Origin of the sequence: Caballeronia sp. LZ032 (genome assembly GCF_031451315.1) — a bacterium.
Lineage (GTDB): Bacteria > Pseudomonadota > Gammaproteobacteria > Burkholderiales > Burkholderiaceae > Caballeronia.
In genome coordinates this window covers 1-1,476 of record NZ_JARUXP010000036.1, presented here as the reverse complement: position 1 = coordinate 1,476, position 1,476 = coordinate 1, and the positions used below count along the sequence as shown (strand labels likewise).

Sequence of the window (1,476 nt, the reverse complement as noted above, 5' to 3'; positions counted from 1 at the left end):
ACTTCACAGGAGGTCTCTATGAACGCGTCCCGTTTTGCAACAGCTTTCGTGTGTTCAGATTGACAGGATGGGTCGCAGCTCTCTATCCGGCCTTTATGCAGCCGGTGCTGCCGCTGCGGGCCCCTATGAAATGCGCTGACTCGCACCTCATTCCTTCGGCGAGCTCGAAAGCTCCTCCTCCTGTTCAGGTTTTGCGAGTCCCGGTCCTACCTGGCTGGTCATCACACTCGATTGCTGCGCAACCTTTCGACGTTCACCCTTTGCTAAACGTTACTCTTCTCCGTGGCATTCACCGGTCAGGCCGGTTTCATGCTCACGTAGTCTTTTTGGTACGCCCTGTCGTGGGCGAGCACGGCCCAGATCGTGCGCGCCATCTTGTTGGCTAGTGCCACGACCACCACATTTCGCGGTCGCCGCTTCTCCATTTGCTCGACCCACCGGCCTGGCTCTTTCGCGTGCGTTAATACACTGCGAGCGCCGTGAATCAGAAGAGTGCGCAAATAGGTATCACCCTTCTTGCTGATGCCGTGCAGATTTACCTTGCCGCCTGAGCCGGTCTGCCTGGGTACGAGACCTGCCCATGCAGCGAACTCCCTACCCGAGTTGAATGCGTTCGCGTCGCCTATCATCGCGACCGCTGCCGTTGCAGTCAGTAAGCCCACACCAGGAATTTCGCTAATTGCTTTGACTGCGGAGTCTTCCTTCTTCCACTCGCGCATGCGCCGCTCAATCTGAGCAATCTGTTCATCCAGCCTCGCCAACCCGTTCCATTGATCACGCAGAGTGTCTATCAGGACCGCCGGCAGCCGATCCGCAAGGCGACCGAGTACTTCCGGTATCGTCTTGTCGAGCGTCGCTCGCCCCTTGCCCATCACTTCGCCGTACTCCGTCATCAACCCGCGCAACGCATTCACCTGCATCGTGCGGAACTTCACCAGTTGCTCTCGCATACGGTGCAATCCGAGCATAGCCTGCTGTATCTCGGTCTTTACCGCTACAGCCTTGCTTGGCTGCTGTACTGCCAGCCAGATTGCCTTGGCATCCGCCGCATCGCTCTTGTTGCGAATGTTGAACGCCTTGACAAACTCCGCTGGCATTAGCCGGACCTTATGGCCCATCCTGGTCAGTTGCCTCGCCCAATGGTGCGCGCCGCCACAGGCCTCCATCCCTATTAAACACGGGGCACGGTTCGCAAAGTGCTCCAGAAATTTTGCCCGCTTAACCGGCTTGTTCACGACCTCGCCGGTTTGCTGATCGACGTAATGGACCTGGAAAACCTGCTTGGCGATGTCTACGCCCACAGCCATACTGTTCATCGTGGATCCTCCGGTTGCCGGGAAATGCTTGCATTTTCCACCTGGGCGCATATCGATGCCGTTGGCCCGTGAGGATCCACCTTTCTTTGCTTACGTTCACGGGTGGGACGCGTTCATTTCATTCCTTCGCGAAGAACGCCGCCGCTTTTTTTGCGATTTC

At 57.2% G+C, this 1,476-nt stretch carries 1 protein-coding gene; it reads right to left on the bottom strand.

The window, feature by feature from the left end; translation table 11 throughout:
• Positions 1-296: 296 nt before the first annotated feature.
• Complete coding sequence (locus QCE69_RS39285) at positions 297-1,316, bottom strand: IS110 family transposase (protein WP_309927986.1); 1,020 nt, start codon at positions 1,314-1,316, stop codon at positions 297-299.
• Positions 1,317-1,476: the final 160 nt, after the last annotated feature.

Excerpts from the sequence above, each read along its gene's own strand:
- QCE69_RS39285 (WP_309927986.1), bottom strand. The coding sequence starts at position 1,316 with ATGAACAGTATGGCTGTGGGCGTAGACATCGCCAAGCAGGTTTTCCAG.